A 20,573-nucleotide genomic window follows, 5' to 3' on the forward strand; every position below is an offset into this window, starting at 1 on the left:
GTTATCTTGATGCAGGTCAACTACTGAGCAGGTTTTGTCGTGATAGGGTAAGTGCAGGCTAATTTTGAGGGTGACATCATGGAACTTTATCTCGACACATCTGACGTTGCGGCAGTCAAAAAGCTGGCGCGTATCTTCCCGCTGGCGGGCGTGACCACTAACCCAAGCATTGTGGCGACAGGTAAAACGCCGCTCGACGAGTTGCTGCCCGCACTGCACGACGCGCTGGGCGGCAAAGGTCGTCTGTTCGCGCAGGTGATGGCGACCACAGCCGAAGGGATGGTGGAAGACGCGCGCAAGCTGCGCGCCATCATTAACGACCTGGTGGTGAAAGTGCCGGTGACTGCGGAAGGGCTGGCGGCGATCAAGATGCTGAAAGCCGAAGGGATCCCGACGCTGGGCACGGCGGTGTACGGTGCCGCGCAGGGGATGCTCTCCGCGCTGGCGGGAGCAGAGTATGTCGCCCCTTACGTTAACCGCGTGGACGCGCAGGGTGGGGACGGGATCCAGACCGTGATTGAACTGCAACAGCTGCTGACGCTGCACGCCCCGCAGTCAAAGGTGCTGGCCGCGAGCTTTAAAACCCCGCGTCAGGCGCTGGACTGCCTGCTGGCAGGTTGCGAGTCCATCACGCTGCCACTGGACGTGGCGCAGCAGTTTATTACCTCTCCGGCTGTGGATGCGGCGATTGTGAAGTTTGAGCAGGACTGGCAGGGGGCGTTTGGACGGAAGTCTATCTAATGCTGTTGCCGGGTGGCGCTGGCGCTTACCCGGCCTACGTTCGAGCCGTTGTAGGTCGGGTAAGGCGGAGCCGCCACCCGACTTTTTATTTGCTACAAACCTCACACCCCGGGTTACGCATCAGCTTCATCTCGCGGAACTGGCAGGTCATCGCGTCATACATCACGATTTTCCCCGCGGCAGGCGTGCCGTAGTGCGCCAGCACTTTGATCGCTTCCATCGCCTGCAGTGAGCCAATCACGCCGACGAGCGGCGCCATCACGCCCGCCTCGACGCAGGTTAGCGCGTTCTCACCGAACAGGCGGCTCAGGCAGCGGTAGCAGGGTTCACCTTCCGCATAGGTAAAGACGCTGATTTGCCCCTCCATGCGGATCGCCGCCCCGGAAATCAGCGGGGTTTTATGGGCAAAACAGCCCGCGTTCAGCTGGTTACGAATCGCCACGTTGTCGGTGCAGTCCAGCACCAGGTCATGCTGCGCAATCTGCGCGGACAGCGCGTCGTCATCCAGCATCGCGTCAATCAGGGTGAATTCACAATGAGGGTTAATGCGCGCCAGCGCCGTGCGGGCAGAGCCTACTTTTGGCTGGCCCACCGTCGCGTCGCTGTGCAGCGTCTGGCGCTGCAGGTTGGACACCGACACGGTATCGAAATCCAGCAGCGTCATGCGGCCCACGCCCGCTGCGACAAGGTACTGCGCGGCGGCGCAGCCCAGCCCGCCAAGACCGACGACCAGCACATTGGCTGCCTTAAGCGCTTCCTGGCCCTCGAAATCAAACCCGCGCAGCACAATCTGGCGGTTGTAGCGCAGCATCTCCTGGTCGCTCAGCTCCACCGTCATGTTAGCCCCCGAACAGGTGGTTAAAGCGCTCAACCTCAACCCACTCGCCCGGCTCTACGCTGCCGCGCTCGCGCTCCAGCACGATAAAGCAGTTGCCCTGGCTGAAGGAGCTGAAAATGTGCGAGCCCTGGTGGCCGGTGGTGCTCACTTCGAGCTCGCCGTCCGCGCTGCGCGCCAGAATGCCGCGCTGGAAATCGAGGCGACCCGGTGATTTTTTCAGACGCGTGGCGGCACGCACGCGCAGGCGTTCCGGCAGCGGGTTAGCATTGTTGCCTGAAAGCTTCGCCAGCAGCGGGATCGCCAGCTGGTAGAAGGTGAGTGCTGCAGAGACCGGGTTACCCGGCAGGCCGCAAAACCAGCTGTGTGTGAGCTTGCCAAACGCGAACGGTTTACCCGGTTTAATCGCCAGCTTCCAGAAGGCGATTTCGCCCAGCTCTTCAAGAAGGGTTTTGGTGTAATCCGCTTCGCCAACCGATACGCCGCCGGAGCTGATAACCACGTCGGCGGATTTGTCCGCCTCGATAAACGCCGCGCGCAGTTTATCCGGATCGTCAGGAATGATGCCCAGGTTAATCACCTCGCAGCCCAGTTGCTCCAGCATCAGGTGCACCGCCAGGCGGTTGGTATCGTAAATCTGACCGTCCTGCAGCGGCTGGCCCGGAAGCTGCAGCTCGTCGCCGGTAGAGAAGACCGCCACGCGCACCTTGCGGACAACGTCGACGTCGGCAATGCCGAGCGACGCCAGCACCGGCAGCTCAGCGACCGTCAATTTCTGTCCGGCGGCAAAGACCGTTGCGCCAAGGGTAATATCTTCGCCCGTGCGGCGGATGTTCTGGCCCGCTTTAACGCTGGCGGTAAAACGCACGCCGTCGTCGGTCTGTTCGGTCTCTTCCTGCATCACCACGGCGTCGCAGCCAGCCGGAACCGGCGCACCGGTCATAATGCGCACGCAGGTGCCCGCAGGCCATTCACCGCCAAACGGCTGGCCCGCAAAGGCTTTACCCGCCACCGGCAGGGCGTTACCCGTCTGGAGATCCGCCAGGCGCACCGCGTAACCGTCCATCGCGGAGTTATCGAACCCCGGCACGTTCATCGGCGAGACGATATCGCGCGCGGCAATACGACCAAAACAGCGCACAAGCGGCAGCGTCTCAACGTCATGCAGCGGAGAAATACGGTCAAGCATCTGCGAGAGTGCCGTCTCAAGCGGCATCAGTCCGGCGGTAAAATCCATGGTGGGCTCCTGCGGAGTAACAACGAAAGCGCCCATTATGGCAGAAAAGTGCGGCTAACTGTATGACCCGATGGGTGTACGCTTTACATCACTGTTGCGTCTTTCTATATTCAAAAATCATCTGAAGTTTCATCGACGATAATGATATTTATAGAAAAAGCCGCGAATCAGGCTAACGGGTGATGCGAATGGTTAATGCGGTAATCGCAATTCATGGCGGCGCAGGGGCAATCACCCGTGCACAGCTCAGTCCCGAGCAGGAAAAGCGCTACATTGACGCGCTGTACGCCATTGTGGAAACGGGCCAGAAAATGCTGGAAGCGGGCGAGAGCGCGCTGGATGTGGTCACCGAAGCGGTGCGTCTGCTGGAAGAGTGTCCACTCTTTAATGCCGGAATCGGTTCGGTCTTTACCCGGGATGAAACCCACGAGCTGGACGCCTGCGTGATGGACGGTGTCACCCTCAAGGCGGGCGCCGTGGCGGGCGTGAGCCATCTGCGAAATCCGGTGCTGGCGGCGCGTCTGGTGATGGAGGAGAGCCCGCACGTTCTGCTGGCGGGCGCCGGGGCGGAGAAATTTGCCTTTGAGCACGGAATGGAACCGGTATCGCCGGATCTGTTTTCCACGGAAGAACGCTATCAGCAGCTGTTGGAAGCCCGCACGGCGGGCATGACGCAGCTTGACCATGCTGCGCCGCTGGATGAAACCACCAAAATGGGCACGGTCGGCGCGGTGGCGCTTGATAAAGCCGGCAACCTCGCGGCGGCGACGTCAACGGGCGGTATGACCAACAAGCTCCCCGGGCGCGTCGGCGACAGCCCGCTGCCTGGCGCAGGGTGCTATGCCAATAACGCCACGGCGGCGGTGTCGTGTACCGGCACCGGGGAAGTATTTATACGCGCCCTCGCGGCCTACGACATCACCGCGCTGATGGATTACGGCGGACTGAGCCTGAACGAGGCCTGCGAGCGCGTAGTGATGGAGAAGCTGCCTGCGCTGGGCGGCGTCGGTGGGCTGATTGCGGTGGATCGTGAGGGCAACGTATCCCTGCCGTTCAACAGCGAAGGTATGTACCGCGCCTGGGGTTATGCCGGTGATGAGCCGAGTACGGGCATCTATCGTGAATAAGGGGGCTACGCGTGCCGCATCGTGAAGAGCTGGACAACTGCGAAGTGCTGGCTGTCCACCAACTGAATATTGCGTTTCAGGAAGAGCGGCAGTTCATCCCCGCAGTACAAAATTTATCGTTCTCGCTCAGGCGCGGCGAGACGCTGGCGATTGTTGGCGAGTCCGGTTCCGGTAAATCGGTCACCGCGCTGGCGCTGATGCGCCTGCTGGAACAGACGGGCGGACAAATCAGCAGCGAGAAAATGCTCCTGCGCCGCCGTAACCGTCAGGTCATTGATGTCAACGAGCTGAGTGACGCGCAGATGCAGGGCGTGCGCGGGGCGGATATCGCGATGATCTTCCAGGAGCCGATGACCTCGCTCAACCCGGTTTTCCCGGTCGGGGAGCAAATTGCCGAGTCCATCCGGCTGCATCAGGGGCTGAGCGGCGATGAGGCGCTCAAAGAGGCCCGACGAATGCTGGAGCTGGTACGCATTCCGGAGGCTCAGGCCATTCTGGGACGCTATCCGCATCAGCTTTCCGGCGGGATGCGCCAGCGGGTAATGATTGCCATGGCGCTCTCCTGCCGTCCGGCGGTGCTGATTGCCGATGAACCGACAACGGCGCTGGACGTGACGATTCAGGCGCAGATCCTGCAGCTCATCAAAGTGCTGCAGCAGGAGATGGAAATGGGGGTGATTTTCATCACCCACGATATGGGCGTGGTCGCCGATATCGCCGATCGGGTGCTGGTGATGCACAAGGGCAGCGCGGTGGAAACTGGCCCGGTTGAGCAGATTTTCCACGCGCCCGTGCATCCTTACACCAACGCGCTGCTGGCGGCGGTGCCGCGCCTTGGGGCGATGAACGGCAGCGATTTGCCGCGCCGCTTTCCGCTGATTTCCCTGGAGGCGACAGAGCCGCAGGAGGATGAACGCGAGCAGGACACCGTGGTGCCGGGCAAACCGATACTCGAAGTACGCAATCTGGTGACCCGCTTTCCGCTGCGCAGCGGAATTTTCAACCGCCTGAAGCGCGAAGTGCATGCGGTGGAAAACGTCAGTTTCGATCTCTGGCCGGGTGAAACGCTGGCGCTGGTAGGGGAATCCGGCTGCGGGAAATCCACCACCGGGCGGGCGCTACTCAGGCTCGTGGAGACGCAGGAGGGGACGATAACCTTTAACGGTGAACGTATCGACACCCTGCCGGATAATAAATTACAGGCGGTCCGCCGGGATATTCAGTTTATCTTCCAGGATCCGTATGCCTCCCTCGATCCGCGACATACGGTAGGGTACTCGATCATGGAGCCGCTGCGGGTGCATAACCTGCTCGACGGCGAAGCGGCACAGCGCCGCGTGGCCTGGCTGCTGGAGCGCGTCGGCCTGAAGCCGGAACATGCCTGGCGTTACCCGCACGAGTTTTCCGGTGGACAGCGGCAGCGTATCTGCATCGCCCGCGCGCTGGCGCTGAACCCGAAAGTGGTGATTGCCGATGAGTCGGTCTCGGCGCTGGATGTCTCTATCCGGGCGCAAATCATCAACTTACTGCTGGATTTACAGCGGGATATGGGAATCGCCTTCCTGTTTATCTCGCACGATATGGCGGTAGTAGAACGCATCAGCCATCGCGTGGCGGTGATGTTTATGGGGCAAATCGTAGAGATTGGCCCGCGAAGGGCGGTGTTTGAGAACCCGCAGCACCCGTACACCCGCAAGCTGATCGCGGCGGTCCCGGTTGCCGATCCCGCGCACCGTCACGGCCAGCGCGTGCTGCTGCAGGATGAGATGCCGAGCAACATTCGTAAACGCGGCGAGGCCGTGGAGCGCGTGACGCTGCGCGAGGTCGGGCCGGGTCATTTCGTCGCTCCCCCGCGTCAGGACAATGCGTTTTCGCGGTTATAACTTACAACAGGCTGGAGAACACAATGGTTACATTTGTAGCGCGTAGATGGTTGTTAGCCGCGAGCATGACGGCAGCCCTGGCCGCTGCCCCCGCGTTCGCTGCCAAAGATGTGGTGGTTGCCGTCGGCTCCAATTTCACCACGCTCGATCCGTACGATGCCAACGACACGCTCTCCCAGGCGGTGGCGAAATCGTTCTATCAGGGCCTGTTCGGCCTGGATAAAGAGATGAAGCTCAAAAACGTGCTGGCGGAGGGGTACACCGTGTCCGACGACGGGCTGGTTTATACCATCAAGCTCCGTTCCGGCGTGAAGTTCCAGGACGGGACAGATTTCAATGCGGAGGCGGTGAAGGTCAACCTCGACCGTGCCAGCAATCCTCAAAACAGCCTCAAGCGCTATAACTTGTATAAAAATATTGCCAGCACCGAGGCGGTGGATCCGGCGACGGTAAAAATTACTCTGAAAGAGCCATTCTCGGCGTTTATCAACATTCTGGCGCATCCGGCGACGGCGATGATTTCCCCCGCCGCGCTGAAAAAATACGGTAAAGAGATCGGTTTTCACCCGGTCGGTACTGGCCCGTATGAGCTGGTGACCTGGAATCAGACCGACTTTGTGAAGGTGAAGAAATTCGCTGGCTACTGGCAGCAGGGGCTGCCGAAGCTCGACACCATCACCTGGCGCCCGGTGGTGGACAACAATACCCGCGCGGCGATGCTGCAAACCGGCGAGGCGCAGTTTGCCTTCCCGATCCCGTATGAGCAGGCCGCGATATTGCAGAAAAACAGCAAGCTGGAGCTGGTCGCCAGCCCGTCGATCATGCAGCGCTACATCAGCATGAACGTTACGCAAAAACCGTTCGATAACCCGAAGGTGCGTGAGGCCATCAACTACGCCATTAACCGTCAGGCGCTGGTGAAGGTCGCCTTTGCGGGCTATGCCACTCCGGCGACCGGCGTGCTGCCGCCGTCTATTGCGTATGCGCAAAGCTATCAGCCGTGGCCGTACGATCCGGCCAAAGCGCGCGAGCTTCTGAAAGAGGCGGGCTTCCCGAACGGCTTCAGCACCACGCTGTGGTCGTCGCATAATCACAGTACCGCCCAGAAGGTGCTGCAGTTCACCCAGCAGCAGCTGGCGCAGGTCGGTATTAAGGCGCAGGTCACCGCGATGGATGCCGGACAGCGTGCGGCAGAAGTGGAGGGGAAAGGACAGAAAGAGAGCGGCGTGCGGATGTTCTACACCGGCTGGACGGCTTCGACCGGGGAAGCCGACTGGGCGCTGTCGCCGCTGTTTGCCTCGCAGAACTGGCCGCCAACCCTGTTCAACACCGCGTTTTACAGTAATCCGCAGGTGGACAAAGACCTGGCAGATGCCCTGAAAACGACGAAACCGGAAGAGAAAGCCCGCCTATACAAAGACGCGCAGGACATTATCTGGAAAGAGTCGCCGTGGGTGCCGCTGGTGGTGGAGAAACTGGTTTCAGCCCATAACAAAGCGCTGACCGGGTTCTACATCATGCCGGATACGGGCTTTAGCTTTGACGATGCGGATCTAAAATAAACCTCATGCTGAATTATGTTTGTAAACGCCTGCTGGGGCTTATTCCGACGCTGCTGATTGTGGCGGTGCTGGTGTTTTTATTTGTCCATATGCTGCCGGGCGATCCGGCGCGCCTGGTTGCAGGGCCCGAAGCGGATGCCACCGTCATTGAGCTGGTGCGTAAACAGCTGGGCCTCGACCAGCCGCTGTATATGCAATTTCTGCACTATATGTGCAATGTTCTGCAGGGCGATTTTGGTATCTCGATGGTGTCGCGGCGTCCAGTGTCGGAGGAGATTGCCAGCCGCTTTATGCCGACGTTCTGGTTAACGATTGCCAGCATGGGCTGGGCGGTGGTGTTTGGGCTTGGCGCGGGGATTATTGCGGCCGTCTGGCGCAACCGCTGGCCGGACAAGCTCGGCATGGCGCTGGCGGTGACCGGCATCTCCTTCCCGGCGTTCGCGCTGGGGATGCTGCTGATGCAGATCTTCTCCGTTGAACTGGGCTGGCTGCCGACCGTCGGGGCCGATACCTGGAAGCATTACATCCTGCCTTCCATGACGCTGGGGGCTGCCGTGTCGGCGGTGATGGCCCGCTTTACCCGCGCCTCGTTCGTTGACGTGCTGAGCGAAGATTATATTCGCACCGCGCGGGCGAAAGGGGTCAGCGAGAAGTGGGTCATTCTCAAGCACGGGTTCCGCAATGCGATGATCCCGGTGGTGACGATGATGGGGCTGCAGTTTGGCTTCCTGCTCGGCGGCTCTATCGTTGTGGAAAAGGTCTTCAACTGGCCGGGGCTGGGACGCCTGCTGGTCGATTCCGTCGAGATGCGTGACTACCCGGTGATACAGGCGGAAGTCCTGCTATTCTCGCTGGAATTTATTCTTATCAACTTAGTGGTTGACGTGCTCTACGCCGCCATTAACCCGGCCATCAGGTATAAGTAAGATGCGATTGTTGAACTGGCGGCGTCAGGCCGTTTTGAACGCGATGCCGGGGCTGAAACCGGAGCATGTCCGCACCCCGTGGTCTGAATTCTGGCGGCGTTTTCGCCGTCAGCCGGTCGCGATGGCGGCGGGGCTCTTTGTCCTGCTGCTGATTGTGGTGGCGGTGATTGCGCCGTGGGTGGCGCCGTTTGATGCGGAAAACTATTTTGACTACGACCGTCTGAACGACGGCCCCTCAATGCTGCACTGGTTCGGCGTGGACTCGCTTGGCCGCGATATCTTTAGCCGCGTGCTGGTGGGTGCGCAGATCTCGCTCGCCGCCGGAGTCGTCGCCGTGCTGATCGGCGCGGCTATCGGTACCGTGCTGGGGCTCGTCGCCGGATATTATGAAGGCTGGTGGGACCGCATCATCATGCGCATCTGCGACGTGCTGTTTGCCTTTCCCGGCATTCTGCTGGCGATTGCGGTTGTCGCCATTATGGGCAGCGGCATGGCGAACGTCATCATTGCGGTCGCGGTCTTTTCGATTCCGGCATTCGCCCGTCTGGTGCGCGGCAACACGCTGGTGCTGAAGCAGCAGACGTTTATCGAATCCGCCCGCAGTATGGGGGCGAGCGACGCTACCATTCTGTTCAGCCATATTCTGCCGGGTACGGTGTCGTCCATCGTGGTCTATTTCACCATGCGTATCGGCGTGTCGATTATTTCGGCGGCGAGCCTGTCGTTTCTGGGGTTAGGGGCGCAGCCTCCGACGCCGGAGTGGGGCGCGATGCTGAACGAGGCGAGGGCGGATATGGTGATTGCGCCACACGTGGCGATCTTCCCGAGTCTGGCGATTTTTCTGACCGTGCTGGCGTTTAACCTGCTGGGGGACGGACTGCGCGATGCGCTGGATCCGAGGATAAAGGGGTAGTGCAGTGAAATGTGCCGGGTGGCGGCTACGCCTTACCCGGCCTACAACAGAGGGGTGAGATTAAACCCGGCTACCCCACAGGTCATATTCATCCGCGTTTTCAACCTTCACGCGAATAATATCACCCGGCTTAACGCTGGTTTCGCCGTTCAGGTACACCGCGCCGTCGATTTCAGGGGCGTCCGCCATGCTGCGGCCAATCGCGCCTTCTTCGTCCACCTCGTCGATGATAACCATGATCTCACGGCCCACTTTCTCCTGCAGACGCTCAGCAGAGATCTGCTGCTGCAGCTGCATGAAGCGGTTCCAGCGCTCTTCTTTCACCTCTTCCGGCACCTGATCCGCCAGCTCGTTGGCGGTTGCGCCTTCTACCGGGCTGTACTTGAAGCAGCCTACGCGGTCGAGACGCGCTTCTTTCAGGAAGTCGAGCAGCATCTGGAAATCTTCTTCGGTTTCACCCGGGAAGCCGACGATGAAGGTGGAGCGCAGGGTCAGTTCCGGGCAGATCTCACGCCACTGCTTGATGCGCGCCAGCTGGCGGTCAACGGAGCCAGGACGCTTCATCAGCTTCAGGATACGCGGGCTGGCGTGCTGCAGCGGGATATCCAGGTACGGCAGAATTTTGCCTTCCGCCATCAGCGGGATCACGTCGTCTACGTGCGGGTAAGGGTAGACGTAGTGCAGACGCGTCCAGATACCGAGCTTAGACAGCTGCTCGCACAGGCCCACCATGCTGGTTTTCACCGGCTCGCCGTTGTGGAAACCGGAGCGGTGTTTAACGTCCACGCCGTAGGCCGAGGTGTCCTGGGAGATGACCAGCAGCTCCTTCACGCCCGCGTCAGCCAGACGTTTCGCTTCCGCCAGCACTTCGCCAATCGGACGGCTCACCAGATCGCCACGCATGGATGGGATGATGCAGAAGGTGCAACGATGGTTGCAGCCTTCGGAAATTTTCAGGTAGGCGTAGTGACGCGGCGTCAGCTTCACGCCCTGTTCCGGCACCAGGCTCAGGAAAGGATTATGCTTTGGTTTTGGCACGTAGTGATGAACATGTTCCAGCACCTGCTCGTAGCTGTGCGGGCCGGTGATCTCCAGCACCTTCGGGTGGACTTCGCGGATCTGGTCCACTTTCGCGCCCAGGCAGCCGGTAACAATCACTTTGCCGTTTTCCGTCAGGGCTTCACCGATGGCTTCCAGGGACTCCTGAACCGCGCTGTCGATAAAGCCGCAGGTGTTAACGATCACCATATCGGCGTTGTCGTAGCTTGGCACCACGTCATAGCCCTCGGTGCGCAGTTCGGTCAGGATGCGTTCGGAATCCACCAGGTTTTTCGGGCACCCTAATGATATAAATCCAATCTTAGACATTTTTTTGTACAATCAGTTGCTCACAATGCCGGGGATTATATAGATGCCGCAACTTTATAGCTATATCAGGTGGTCAAGTGATCGCCAGGATAAAGGGACAACCAGGAACAGGCAGGTAGCGGCAGCGAAAGCCTATGCCGAGGAAGCTGGCCTTGAAATGGTTGAAATTTTAGAGCCTGGCGTAAGTGCATTTCGCGGAAAGAACAGGGCGGGGAAGTTGGGAGACTTCATAGACGCCGTTAAAAACAATGCTATACCTTCTGACTCTTGGCTTTACTGCGAGAACCTTGACCGCCTTTCACGTGATCAGGTAGATGAAGCACTGCGTTTATTCCTTGAGTTGATAGGTTTAGGGTTAACAATTGTCACTGGGATGGATCGGAAGGTTTATAACAGTGAATCCATCAAGAAAAATCCTTTTGATCTGATGATTTCTATTCTGATGTTCATCCGTGGCAATGAAGAGTCAGAAACGAAATCAAACAGGACTGTAGGCAATGTTGTTGCTTTGGTCGAACGTCATCAAGCAGGATTGCCAGTAAACATTAAGTCAGTTGGCCGCCATCCGTTTTGGATAGATGATTCAGGTTCGCAATATGAAGCGGTTAAAGAACATCCGGTTTACTGGAGTATCGCCCGCGAAGCTATAGACATGTTTTTGGATGGGAATGGCATCTATACAGTAAAGCGTTATCTCGATGAAAAATATCCTAACGGTTTAAAGGGTAAGGAGTGGGATTATCAAGTTTTAAAGAAAATGCGTGATAATCGTGCGTTGATTGGGGAAAGGACTATCAATGTCGGTGGTGCTACTTACAAACTTGATAATTACTATCCGTGGCTATGCAAAGATGAAGCAGAGTATTTAACCTTGGCTGAGCGTAAGCAGCAAAACAACTACAAGGCTAAGAAAGACAAAGTAGAAGAAATCAAATTGTTGTCAGGGCTACAGGTGTTGCGGTGTAGTAAGTGTGGTGGGACTATGCATTCATTTATGAATCATGGTAGTGCTCGCTACATCTGTACGAATGGGGTTCACTTACAAAAAAGGTGTTCTGGCTGGTCGATATCAGCTCAATTAGTTGAACACTGTACAATGATTGCACTACTGATCGGTTACATGGACAAGAGTCGAAAAGATGGTATTGACACTACTTCTATAGAAGACGAAATCAGTAGAAAAGCAACATTGATAACTGATCTGGAATCACGCATATCAAACATGGCGAAAGCAATAGCTATTGCTCCTGAGGTTAGTGAGTTAGCAGTTCAACTGAATGCGTTTGATTTAGAACGTAAAAAGGCTGTTCTGGAAGCTGATAAATTGAAAGAACGCTTACATTCATTGAAAGGTAAAGGATCTTTAGAAGTAGATATTACGGATTTCCTGATGCTTATTCAGTGGTCGGTGTTTACCAATATGGAGGATACTGACAGAAACAAAATAAGGAAAGTTATTAGATCTATTATCGAAGGTATTATTGTTGACAAAACAGATGGATGTATAACTATAAAGATAAAGTGTTATTATAAAGATGAATGGCTAGTGTTTGGTGGAGTCAACAGAAAACCTTTTTGGGCTTTTACTATCGAGTATTCCACTAATGATGCAAAAGACATTGAAGGTGAAGACTCTTCAAATTTTGTTAGTAATCCGCTATTTCAGAAGGCAGTAGAGCAACTGGATAGTATCAAACAGAGTTATCTAAATCTTTTCGAAACTGCTAACACTATGTTAGGAGTAGTTGGATATAGTGATATTCGAGGGGCATCATTCTGGCCTAATACTGGACAGTATGAACGTGCGAATGTCGAGTATGAGGGTATTACTTATAGCATTGCCATGAATGGCCGGGTTCCTAAGGCAATAACCGCAGCATTGGAAGTTACTGGATTGTCGCGTAAAGAATTCATAGAGTGTTATAAGGTATGAAGCCAAAGAGCTTGTAGAGTTGCAGGCTCATCACAGGATGCTTTATTAGTCGGCAATGGCCGCATTTAGAGTGAGAACGCTATCATTTCTTTAAAAGTGTACCACTAAGAAAGTACAAGGATACTTGCTACTTAATCGAGGAATGTATTAGTTAGAAGGTACAAAGATAGTGCTAAAATAGATAAATTATTTACGGACTATTCAGTGGACTAATTGTCAAGGAAGAGTTGTAACTATTCCTTGATTGGGGGAGTTTTGCTCGTTAACATATAGCCAATCGAACATAAACAGCAGCCGTGAGAGGTTAACCATAAGATGACTATTTTATGGTATAATTTACAGCGGTAAATACATTGTTATTTTGTGAAATAAATGAAACGCATAAAAATAATGTGGTATAATATATATAAAACTCTGTTTGACAGTACTAATGTACTGATAGTTAAAACCTGATCCTATCGAAAATGTAGATGGCAGTTGAGAAGTTCAAGCAGTTCGATGTGCAAATGAGACCCGAATCAATTTCCCGAGCGTAATCCGATACCAAATACTAAGGAACGCAGGAGCTTCGGCAATGCGGCACAATAAAAAAGTACAATAGACAGATAAGTACTTTCTAGATAGACATATAGGTTCGCCCCTAAGTAATTTGTTAAGGGAGTTTCTTTAAAGGACGATGCGATGGATTTTTTATAGTATAGTTCCATCCAAAATTTAAAGAAACAAGTACTAGCTTGATTGTATAGGCTCAGTACTAAGTCGTGTTATGTTTAAAGCACGGACCGTTGCATATGAACTGCGATTATGAGAGAAACCGAGCAACCCGCTTTCAACTCATAAATTTGAATAGTATAGATCCGTCTAAATTTTGAGTAAGTCGCAATACAATAATTCCGATGGCTATCATCGTCAGAATAAATTAAGTACACAATTTGTGTGCTTTTTTTATTGTTTTCATTCCCCTGCGGGGGGATGAAAATCCCTTAGCAAATCTCGTCAGGATAGATCGTGTTAAACGACGCAAAGCGAGTAAGTACGGTAAAGTACTAGCGGCGATAGCAAGCGAAGTACTTAACCGTACTTTAGAGAGTACTAACGTAGTTAGTACTTGATACTCTTAATGAGACATAAAACATGTTCTTGTTAAGCTATTCTTGTTGTTCAATTTTAAATGAAGTAATGTTATGCTTTTTACACGAAATCAGTAATTCAAAAGGAAAGTATAATGAGTAAAAAGACTGATGTGGTGCATGATCTTAACAATGCTGACTACAAGAAACTGATTGAAAGAAGTGCTGGGGAGAACTTCAAACTAGCGGACTGCAAAACTGATGTTGATAAACTTTTTACTGATAATCCTCATGTATTCATTGATCAGTTAAACCGCGTATCACGAAACCTTGCGATTGTTGCAAGCGAGTACAAGAAGGAGCTTGATGCAAGTAAAGTTGATGATATCAAGCAGCAGATTTTGCATTTAGATGAATCAGTCAAGGCTGCTCTGCTTGCTTCTTTGGGTATCAAAAATAGCAAGGCAAAGTCCGGTACTGAAAGAGGCACTAATCAGAGAAAAATCATTAATGTTACTGTTGATGGCAAAGAGTACGCGATCAAAGAAACGGGTAATATCAGTGCTGAACTTAAAGAACTGATTAAATCCCAAAACTTTGACTACAAAGGTGAAGGACGTTTGAAGTTCTTTGAAAAGTTCGCAACCAAGTAAGATCACTACCTCTGGTTAAAGAGTATTGTCAGTACTCGCCTGATGGGAACCACGCGAAGCAGCTTCCTGATTGCTTCATGAAATTGCATAGGAAGCTGCTAGCAGCGATTAAGACAAAAAGTAGTATCAACCCATAGCACAGATAGATAAACGCCTCAGAAATGCACTGAGGGCATTTAAACAGCCACATCGACACAGACTACAAATGATTCAGTACTACTAGCACTTCCCCTAGGACGTCAAAGGAAGACAGTGAATTTTGATTGACGATCATCGCACTGTATTTGGGGTTATCACTGCTTAAATTGTATCCATCTGGCACTACTTGAACCCGCTTATACAGGTAGTTTCCTTCTTTGTGCAGTACTGCCACTTTTCCATCTTTTAGCTGCTTATGATGCTGATCAATAAGCAAAATACTATCAACTAAGAATGTTGGTTCCATTACATCAGTACTGACCCGTAATGCAGCAAGAGACTTGGCCTTTTCCTGTAAATCGGGGAAAGCACCTAAATCCAGTAAAAGGAAATCATCAGAATCAATAAAAGGAATTTTCAACAGTTCTTCGGCTTGGTTTGTGTTTGCCGATGTTGAAAATTCTTTTCCAGTCGCCAGCCATTCAACCGACACGCCTCCGGCTTTAGCCAGTAGTACAAGATTTTCTAAAGTCGGGCTTGATACCGCTTGTAGATAGTTGTGGACAGTACTGTAGCCAATGCCTGCTTTTTTGGCGAAATCTCGCCCTGAACCAGAAGGTACTATCGATTTTAGCCTTTCACTGAACCGTTCAACGCTTTCTTTTTTGCCAGCCATGCACAACCCACCACATTAAAAGGAACTTTGTTCCTTATTTTTATTTGACGAATTCCTTTTAATGATCAATCATGTTCTCAATATTAGTAATGAGTGGTCATTATGAGTATTCATAACCAGTTAGAATCTCAGATAAGGGATCAAAATGCCAGTACTGAGAATTGGCATAGAGCAGATATTTTGGCAGCTATCAAGAAGCGAGGAGGAACACTGGCACAGCTATCAAGAGACAACGGTTTACATGAAAGAACGCTCTACAACGCACTAGAGAGGCATTGGCCTAAAGGTGAGCGAATTATTGCCGATTTTATCGGTGTACCCGTTAGCACGATTTGGCCTGAACGCTATAAGAAACTTAACGCAAACGAAATCTAAGGAAAATGTATGTCTGGATTGATTGTTTTCATTATCTGCATAGCAATTTCTGTACTTACTTATAGGAAAGTTTCAAGCCGTTCCAAAAGTAAAGGTCGAGGAAAGGTCAGAACGTTGATTACATCTTTGGCAATGAGTTTCATTGTTTTTATGGTATCTATTGGAATCGGTGCAGGGGTTGTTTCACAAGATAAGCGTACTGGTGCAAAGGCTTCAGCGGCTGACAGTACGGAAAAGACAAAATCCAATGTTTATAAATGTGATAAGTTTGATGCAATAACACAAACTCGGCAAGGAACAAAACACGATTCAGGTTACTATTCCGATAAAGGGATTTCAATTTACTATACTATCTCAGACAATGAATTAATCAGCAGAATGCCAATTCCTGGCGAAAACGATAGTATATATACAGCTAAGTTTAACAATGTTGCAGCAGATGGGTCAAGGAAGTACGGGAATTCATCAAGTAACTACTTTGTATCAATACTAAATGATAGCACTATAAAAGTAATTGATGTTGAATTTAACCATGATGCAACGATTACACAAATTTGTTCGAAATAGTGACTTTCACTCAAGGAATAGAATAAATGATAAAGATAATATCAGTACTGTTAATGTTACTCCCATTCGCTACAAATGCGGCTACGATTCCTGACGGTAAAACTGAAAAGCCGTTCGTAATTGATGGGGAAGTTATTTGTTTGAAAGAAATTCAGAATCAGATATCCCCTTATCTCAAATCTTTTGAAGAAGAAAGCGGCGTTAAGTACAAGTACAATGTTAAATCTGGTTTATCATCCAAGGATACTGTTGGGTTAAGGCTACAGATAAACCGTGTAGATTCGGGGCTGGATGTGCATGTTGCCGATCTTGATTACTACTGGCTTCAGGAACGCGGTAGTATGTGCCAACCGCAATATATGGTACTTGACCGTTCTCAGTAAATACAGTGCTTAATTAAATTTGTTAACTTATTATATTGATAAAGATCACAAACTGTATGAGAAATCTGCCATCTCTCCAAGGTTCCTATAACATAGGATATTACATATCAGAATTATACAACTAAGGATTAGATATGAATCGAAAGCAATTCATCCAGTCACATGGAGCAACTTGCAATAACTGGACTTGGAGTTGGTCGTTTGTTAACCATGAAAGGAAAATGGTCATTTTTGGGTCATGGGATGTTGAGAGTGATCAAGAGCGGTCAGTCATTCTCCGAGAATGTTGGGAGTACAACTCCAATAACAAAAGGCAACCAGGCTATACACAGGCACTTGAACACATCCGCTTGGCTCATGAAGGCTATGAATTGTTCACCTTCAACATGGTTTTCTCTGAACATCCAGAAAACCCTGAAGTTGCAGTAATCAAGGATTTTGAACGAAAATTGAACAAGCGTTATCTTCGGAAAGAAGGGGATGTTTGGTACGCTGATTTCATGTCTAATCCATTCCCTGATGAAATTCCTTCAGGAGAGAGCTTCTTTGAAGGTGCAAAAACGCAGGTAACAGTGAACTACTACGAGCGTGATCCCAAAGCTCGTTATGCTTGTATCCAGCATCATGGCACTACCTGTAAATGCTGTGGGTTCGACTTTGAGAAGGTCTATGGTGAGCATGGTCGTGGGTTCATTCATGTACACCATATTAAGCCTTTGCATACGATTGGTGAAAATTACGTCGTCAATCCAGTAACAGACATGATCCCCTTATGTCCAAACTGCCACGCGATGGTTCATCGTGGTAGCGAAGTACTGAAAGTTGAAGAACTGAAAGAGAAAATGGCATTTTGGAGTTAGTAATGGATTTATCACAATTAAGTAACGTCGAGTTGATGCAGCTAAATCAATTGACGCTTGATGAGTTAGAACGACGAGAGGTTATCAGAACCAGAAACAATCCTATCAGTGAGTACACTGAATGGTTGGTCGCAGACAGGATGCAAATGGATTTGGCTCCGCCAAGTACTAAAGGGTATGACGCAACAACTACTGATGGTCGAAAGATACAGATAAAATCAAGAAAGAATAACCTTAAGAACAGATCATTAATTCTTGGTATTATTAGAAATTACGAATTGAATCAGTTCGATGAACTCATTGCTGTAATCTATAACCCGGATTACTCTATTCGCTATGCCATTTCAATACCTCACGGATTGGTGAAGGAATATGGTTTTTACAATGAGCATCAAAATGGTTATACATTAAGAATAAGTAATTTGTTACTTAAAGATCCACGAGTAATAGACATCATAGAATTTATTGAACCAGACGCTGTACGGACAAGTACAGAGAGCACGGTGAAGCCAGATTTAAATATTATCCGTGATGTACAGACAATAGGAATGCAGACATTTGTTGAGTATTATCAAGATGTTGAAAATGGAATGAACGCTGCTGATCTTATTGAGAAAATGGTGACTGAACATCCAGAGTGGAAGGAAAGTACTGCAAGAACAAAGGCATCTTCAATGCGAAGAGTGTTCAACAATGAAAGTAACATTGAAGCACTTGAAATCATCTATAAGTCAAATCACCCAGCAATTACCGATGATATTAAGAGTAAACTGAGTACACTATGGGATAAATGAACAAAGTTTGTCTTATGTTTTTTGATGCAAAAACATATAATCGTGGTGCTTCCACCTTTAGCGTTTGGGTAGGTTTGTTTGGGTTATTGGTGGAAATACTTAAAATGGTAATTTTTCTTGAGCATAAAACCAACCATCTTCATTAAGCCTGCTATTTCATTTTCCCTCGCCATGTAGCTTAACCATTCCAGTACTTACAATATCGGGTACTCCATGATCAGATAGAAGCAATCACGCTGAACTGTACCGGACCAATCTACTACGACTTTACTTGCATAACATGCCATGGCGGTGTTCCTAAATGGTGGACGTAAGAGCCTACTGCTATTGTCCTCAGGTCCAAAGTGAACTCGGTCGAATCTATAATCCGATATATCAGATGGATAATGACAGTGTTAGATGCATGATACATAAAGTATAGTTGATCGGCCTATCCATACAAGAAGTTGTTAAAACAATATATGTTGAAATTAAATTGTTCCATAAGAAAAATTCATGGTGTTGAATGCCGTTCTCGTTGTATTTCTTGAGCAATCATGGAAAAGAACTATTTTTCTATTAACCACTATCAACACAGGTGTAGATTATGGAGATTATCGCTTTCTTACTTCATTGGTTGTTTGCATTGTTTAGCATTGCTGGAATGCTTGCAATTCCTGTTGGTGCTTATATGTGGTTCACTCATAGTTATCTAACATTTGATATGTATGTTGGAGCATTAGTTTCTTGCACGTTATGGGTTACCTTGACATATGGCATTATCATGATGGTAATTGCAATATTTGCAATGATTGGAGGGAAGAAGAAAAATAGTTAAGAATATTGCATTTTGTTATGCTTTGTCGCCCCACCTCTGATAGAACTGGATGTCCTGAAGGATTAGTCACGCATGCAATATTTTTTGTACCCACTAACATTACTGGCCGTTTAGACCTCAAATAATCAAATCCCAGCCTCCTCAATTTTTGACAAAAAACCTTAAGTAATCTTTTACTCAGGAAAAAGTACAGCCAGTATTTTTCTGCACGATTTAAAATCTCGTTTATTTGATCAGGTTCAACCCCGCCGACCAAATGCCGTGTGCTCAGGTCTCAGTACTGAATTTTTCATCAATCCTGCATTGACTAAAAAACGAACGACAGAAAATGTGTTTTTAGGTATACCTCAAGCAGACCAATGCAGACCACCAGCAAGACTGGTTCATTAAATTCCCTTTACAACCTAAAATGAACCAAATATAATGAACCATATAAAACAGACTAATGGGGGTGTCATGAGAATATGGGGTTATCTTCGGGCTTCGACGAAGGAGCAGGACGCGGACAGGGCCTTTAATGAGTTAGAGGCATTTGCCCATTCACATGATCTGAAAGTATCAAAGTACTTCAAAGAGAATGAATCAGGTGCAAGCCTGCAACGCCCTCAGTTGTTCCTGCTTTTGGAAATAGCAGAGCGTGGTGACATTTTGCTTTGTGAGCAAATTGATCGAATCAGTCGCCTTACTGGTGAGGATTGGAAAACCCTTCGAGGGCTTATTGAGTCGAAAGGGATCAGAGTCGTGTCGTTGGATTTACCTACAAGTCACCAGCTTTTAAATGTTCAGGACGAATTCACCGCCCGTATGTTTGAAGCAATGAATTCAATGATGCTGGATATGTTGGCTGCGATCAGCCGAAAAGACTACGAAGATCGCCGCAGACGGCAAATGCAGGGTATTGAAAAGGCCAAAAATGAGAAAAAGTATCGAGGCCGCCCGGTAGATGAGAGTCTGCACAGCAAAGTACAAGAGCTACTGTCTGACGGAAAAAGCTGGAACAAAATTCAGGCGTTAATCGGTTGTTCCAGAGCGACTATCGCGAAAGTGGCTAAAAATTCTTCTGCTACAGAAGGATGATAGTCAACGATAGGTGGAGAAGGTCAGTACTGGCCGTATTGAGGACGGATATAGCGGAAGGGGGGAGAGTAAGGGTTTGCCCAGAGTGTTGTATCCCGAATCCTTTCGATATCCAGATGCTACCTAAGAGCTTTTACTCTTCATCCGTAAAATGGATATCATAACGCCCATAGCCACCTTCATGCCCTGATGAACAGTAAGCCAAAAGAAGGACTATCAGCAAAATCACAATTGTATTACCGATGTTTCGTTTATCTTTCATTTTGGCTTACCCTGCGTACTTACCAACCCCAAGAAGTTGTTGTCTTATGGGGCCTATGTCTAGTGTGCTCTGTACGTGTCGCCGTAATAACTACTTTCCCTGTTTCCTTTGAAACAATGTCATAAACATCAATTTCAGTTTCACCCATTGATCCTTTAGTTCTACTGCTTTTATGAACGTAGTTGTACTGATCTTTCGGGTAGTCTCGCTCGAATTGTTCTTCAGTCATAGCCATTCACCTAATCCCCGCACACAAACTGTACAAGAGTATTTTATGGCTAGATTTACAAAAAAGTAACTTGGATTGCACATAAAAATGATGACTTAAGTTATTAAGATAAACAGCTGACTCAAGATGATGGTTAAAGGGTTGATG

At 50.1% G+C, this 20,573-nt stretch carries 21 protein-coding genes; 15 read left to right on the forward strand and 6 right to left on the reverse strand.

Going from position 1 to position 20,573, the window contains the following annotated elements:
• Positions 1 to 78: 78 nt before the first annotated feature.
• Complete coding sequence (gene fsa / locus MX657_RS07325; protein ID WP_346807868.1) at positions 79 to 741, forward strand: fructose-6-phosphate aldolase; 663 nt, start codon at positions 79 to 81, stop codon at positions 739 to 741.
• Positions 742 to 826: 85 nt separating this feature from the next.
• Here fsa and moeB read toward each other — a convergent pair whose 3' ends face one another.
• Positions 827 to 1,579 carry a molybdopterin-synthase adenylyltransferase MoeB gene (gene moeB, locus MX657_RS07330; RefSeq protein WP_346807870.1) on the reverse strand — a complete coding sequence of 251 codons (753 nt, stop codon included), beginning with the start codon at positions 1,577 to 1,579 and terminating at the stop codon, positions 827 to 829.
• Between the two features lies 1 nt (position 1,580).
• A complete protein-coding gene (gene moeA, locus MX657_RS07335; RefSeq protein WP_265194223.1) occupies positions 1,581 to 2,813 on the reverse strand; it encodes a molybdopterin molybdotransferase MoeA in 1,233 nt (410 codons plus the stop codon).
• A gap of 188 nt (positions 2,814 to 3,001) precedes the next feature.
• Between moeA and iaaA the strand changes: the two genes are divergently transcribed.
• Genes iaaA through gsiD form a run of 5 tightly spaced genes read left to right on the forward strand, consistent with a single transcriptional unit; the run spans position 3,002 to position 9,224 of the window.
• Entirely contained in the window at positions 3,002 to 3,940 is a 939-nt protein-coding gene (gene iaaA, locus MX657_RS07340) for a beta-aspartyl-peptidase (protein ID WP_080327792.1), read from the forward strand.
• Positions 3,941 to 3,951: 11 nt separating this feature from the next.
• Positions 3,952 to 5,823 (forward strand): glutathione ABC transporter ATP-binding protein GsiA, encoded by a 1,872-nt coding sequence (gene gsiA, locus MX657_RS07345; protein ID WP_265194222.1) that lies wholly within the window; start codon positions 3,952 to 3,954, stop codon positions 5,821 to 5,823.
• Between the two features lie 23 nt (positions 5,824 to 5,846).
• Positions 5,847 to 7,385, forward strand: a complete 1,539-nt coding sequence (gene gsiB, locus MX657_RS07350) for a glutathione ABC transporter substrate-binding protein GsiB (protein ID WP_080327790.1) — start codon at positions 5,847 to 5,849, stop codon at positions 7,383 to 7,385.
• Between the two features lie 5 nt (positions 7,386 to 7,390).
• On the forward strand, positions 7,391 to 8,311 hold the full coding sequence (gene gsiC, locus MX657_RS07355; RefSeq protein WP_061098770.1) for a glutathione ABC transporter permease GsiC: 921 nt from the start codon (positions 7,391 to 7,393) through the stop codon (positions 8,309 to 8,311).
• A gap of 1 nt (position 8,312) precedes the next feature.
• Entirely contained in the window at positions 8,313 to 9,224 is a 912-nt protein-coding gene (gene gsiD, locus MX657_RS07360) for a glutathione ABC transporter permease GsiD (RefSeq protein WP_119917189.1), read from the forward strand.
• A 60-nt stretch (positions 9,225 to 9,284) separates the two neighbouring features.
• Here the strand turns inward: gsiD and rimO are convergent, their stop codons facing one another.
• Positions 9,285 to 10,592, reverse strand: coding sequence for a 30S ribosomal protein S12 methylthiotransferase RimO (gene rimO / locus MX657_RS07365; protein ID WP_119917188.1), 1,308 nt, complete (start codon positions 10,590 to 10,592; stop codon positions 9,285 to 9,287).
• 43 nt (positions 10,593 to 10,635) lie between these two features.
• Here rimO and MX657_RS07370 point away from each other — a divergent pair, with 43 nt between their 5' ends.
• Both MX657_RS07370 and MX657_RS07375 read left to right on the forward strand, forming a co-directional pair.
• Positions 10,636 to 12,525, forward strand: coding sequence for a recombinase family protein (locus MX657_RS07370; protein ID WP_346807875.1), 1,890 nt, complete (start codon positions 10,636 to 10,638; stop codon positions 12,523 to 12,525).
• 1,225 nt (positions 12,526 to 13,750) lie between these two features.
• Complete coding sequence (locus MX657_RS07375; RefSeq protein ID WP_346807877.1) at positions 13,751 to 14,248, forward strand: hypothetical protein; 498 nt, start codon at positions 13,751 to 13,753, stop codon at positions 14,246 to 14,248.
• Positions 14,249 to 14,447: 199 nt separating this feature from the next.
• Here MX657_RS07375 and MX657_RS07380 read toward each other — a convergent pair whose 3' ends face one another.
• Positions 14,448 to 15,062 carry an XRE family transcriptional regulator gene (locus MX657_RS07380; RefSeq protein ID WP_346807879.1) on the reverse strand — a complete coding sequence of 205 codons (615 nt, stop codon included), beginning with the start codon at positions 15,060 to 15,062 and terminating at the stop codon, positions 14,448 to 14,450.
• A gap of 102 nt (positions 15,063 to 15,164) precedes the next feature.
• On the opposite strand from MX657_RS07380, the gene MX657_RS07385 reads away from it, so the two are divergent.
• The 7 genes from MX657_RS07385 to MX657_RS07415 all read left to right on the forward strand — a co-directional run bounded on the left by MX657_RS07385 (position 15,165) and on the right by MX657_RS07415 (position 19,935).
• Positions 15,165 to 15,437 carry a helix-turn-helix domain-containing protein gene (locus tag MX657_RS07385; protein WP_346807880.1) on the forward strand — a complete coding sequence of 91 codons (273 nt, stop codon included), beginning with the start codon at positions 15,165 to 15,167 and terminating at the stop codon, positions 15,435 to 15,437.
• A gap of 9 nt (positions 15,438 to 15,446) precedes the next feature.
• Positions 15,447 to 16,004 (forward strand): hypothetical protein, encoded by a 558-nt coding sequence (locus tag MX657_RS07390; protein WP_346807882.1) that lies wholly within the window; start codon positions 15,447 to 15,449, stop codon positions 16,002 to 16,004.
• Between the two features lie 26 nt (positions 16,005 to 16,030).
• Positions 16,031 to 16,387: a hypothetical protein gene (locus tag MX657_RS07395; RefSeq protein ID WP_346807884.1), complete on the forward strand. Its 357-nt coding sequence runs from the start codon at positions 16,031 to 16,033 to the stop codon at positions 16,385 to 16,387.
• Positions 16,388 to 16,521: 134 nt separating this feature from the next.
• Positions 16,522 to 17,247, forward strand: coding sequence for an HNH endonuclease (locus MX657_RS07400; RefSeq protein ID WP_346807886.1), 726 nt, complete (start codon positions 16,522 to 16,524; stop codon positions 17,245 to 17,247).
• Between the two features lie 2 nt (positions 17,248 to 17,249).
• Positions 17,250 to 18,041 carry a DUF6998 domain-containing protein gene (locus tag MX657_RS07405; RefSeq protein ID WP_346807888.1) on the forward strand — a complete coding sequence of 264 codons (792 nt, stop codon included), beginning with the start codon at positions 17,250 to 17,252 and terminating at the stop codon, positions 18,039 to 18,041.
• A gap of 586 nt (positions 18,042 to 18,627) precedes the next feature.
• A complete protein-coding gene (locus MX657_RS07410) occupies positions 18,628 to 18,858 on the forward strand; it encodes a hypothetical protein (protein ID WP_346807889.1) in 231 nt (76 codons plus the stop codon).
• Between the two features lie 456 nt (positions 18,859 to 19,314).
• Positions 19,315 to 19,935, forward strand: a complete 621-nt coding sequence (locus tag MX657_RS07415; RefSeq protein ID WP_346807891.1) for a recombinase family protein — start codon at positions 19,315 to 19,317, stop codon at positions 19,933 to 19,935.
• Positions 19,936 to 20,068: 133 nt separating this feature from the next.
• Here MX657_RS07415 and MX657_RS07420 read toward each other — a convergent pair whose 3' ends face one another.
• Positions 20,069 to 20,197, reverse strand: coding sequence for a hypothetical protein (locus MX657_RS07420; RefSeq protein WP_259345741.1), 129 nt, complete (start codon positions 20,195 to 20,197; stop codon positions 20,069 to 20,071).
• Positions 20,198 to 20,216: 19 nt separating this feature from the next.
• A complete protein-coding gene (locus MX657_RS07425; RefSeq protein WP_346807893.1) occupies positions 20,217 to 20,432 on the reverse strand; it encodes a hypothetical protein in 216 nt (71 codons plus the stop codon).
• Positions 20,433 to 20,573: the final 141 nt, after the last annotated feature.

The organism is Enterobacter chuandaensis (assembly GCF_039718975.1).
Lineage (GTDB): Bacteria > Pseudomonadota > Gammaproteobacteria > Enterobacterales > Enterobacteriaceae > Enterobacter > Enterobacter chuandaensis.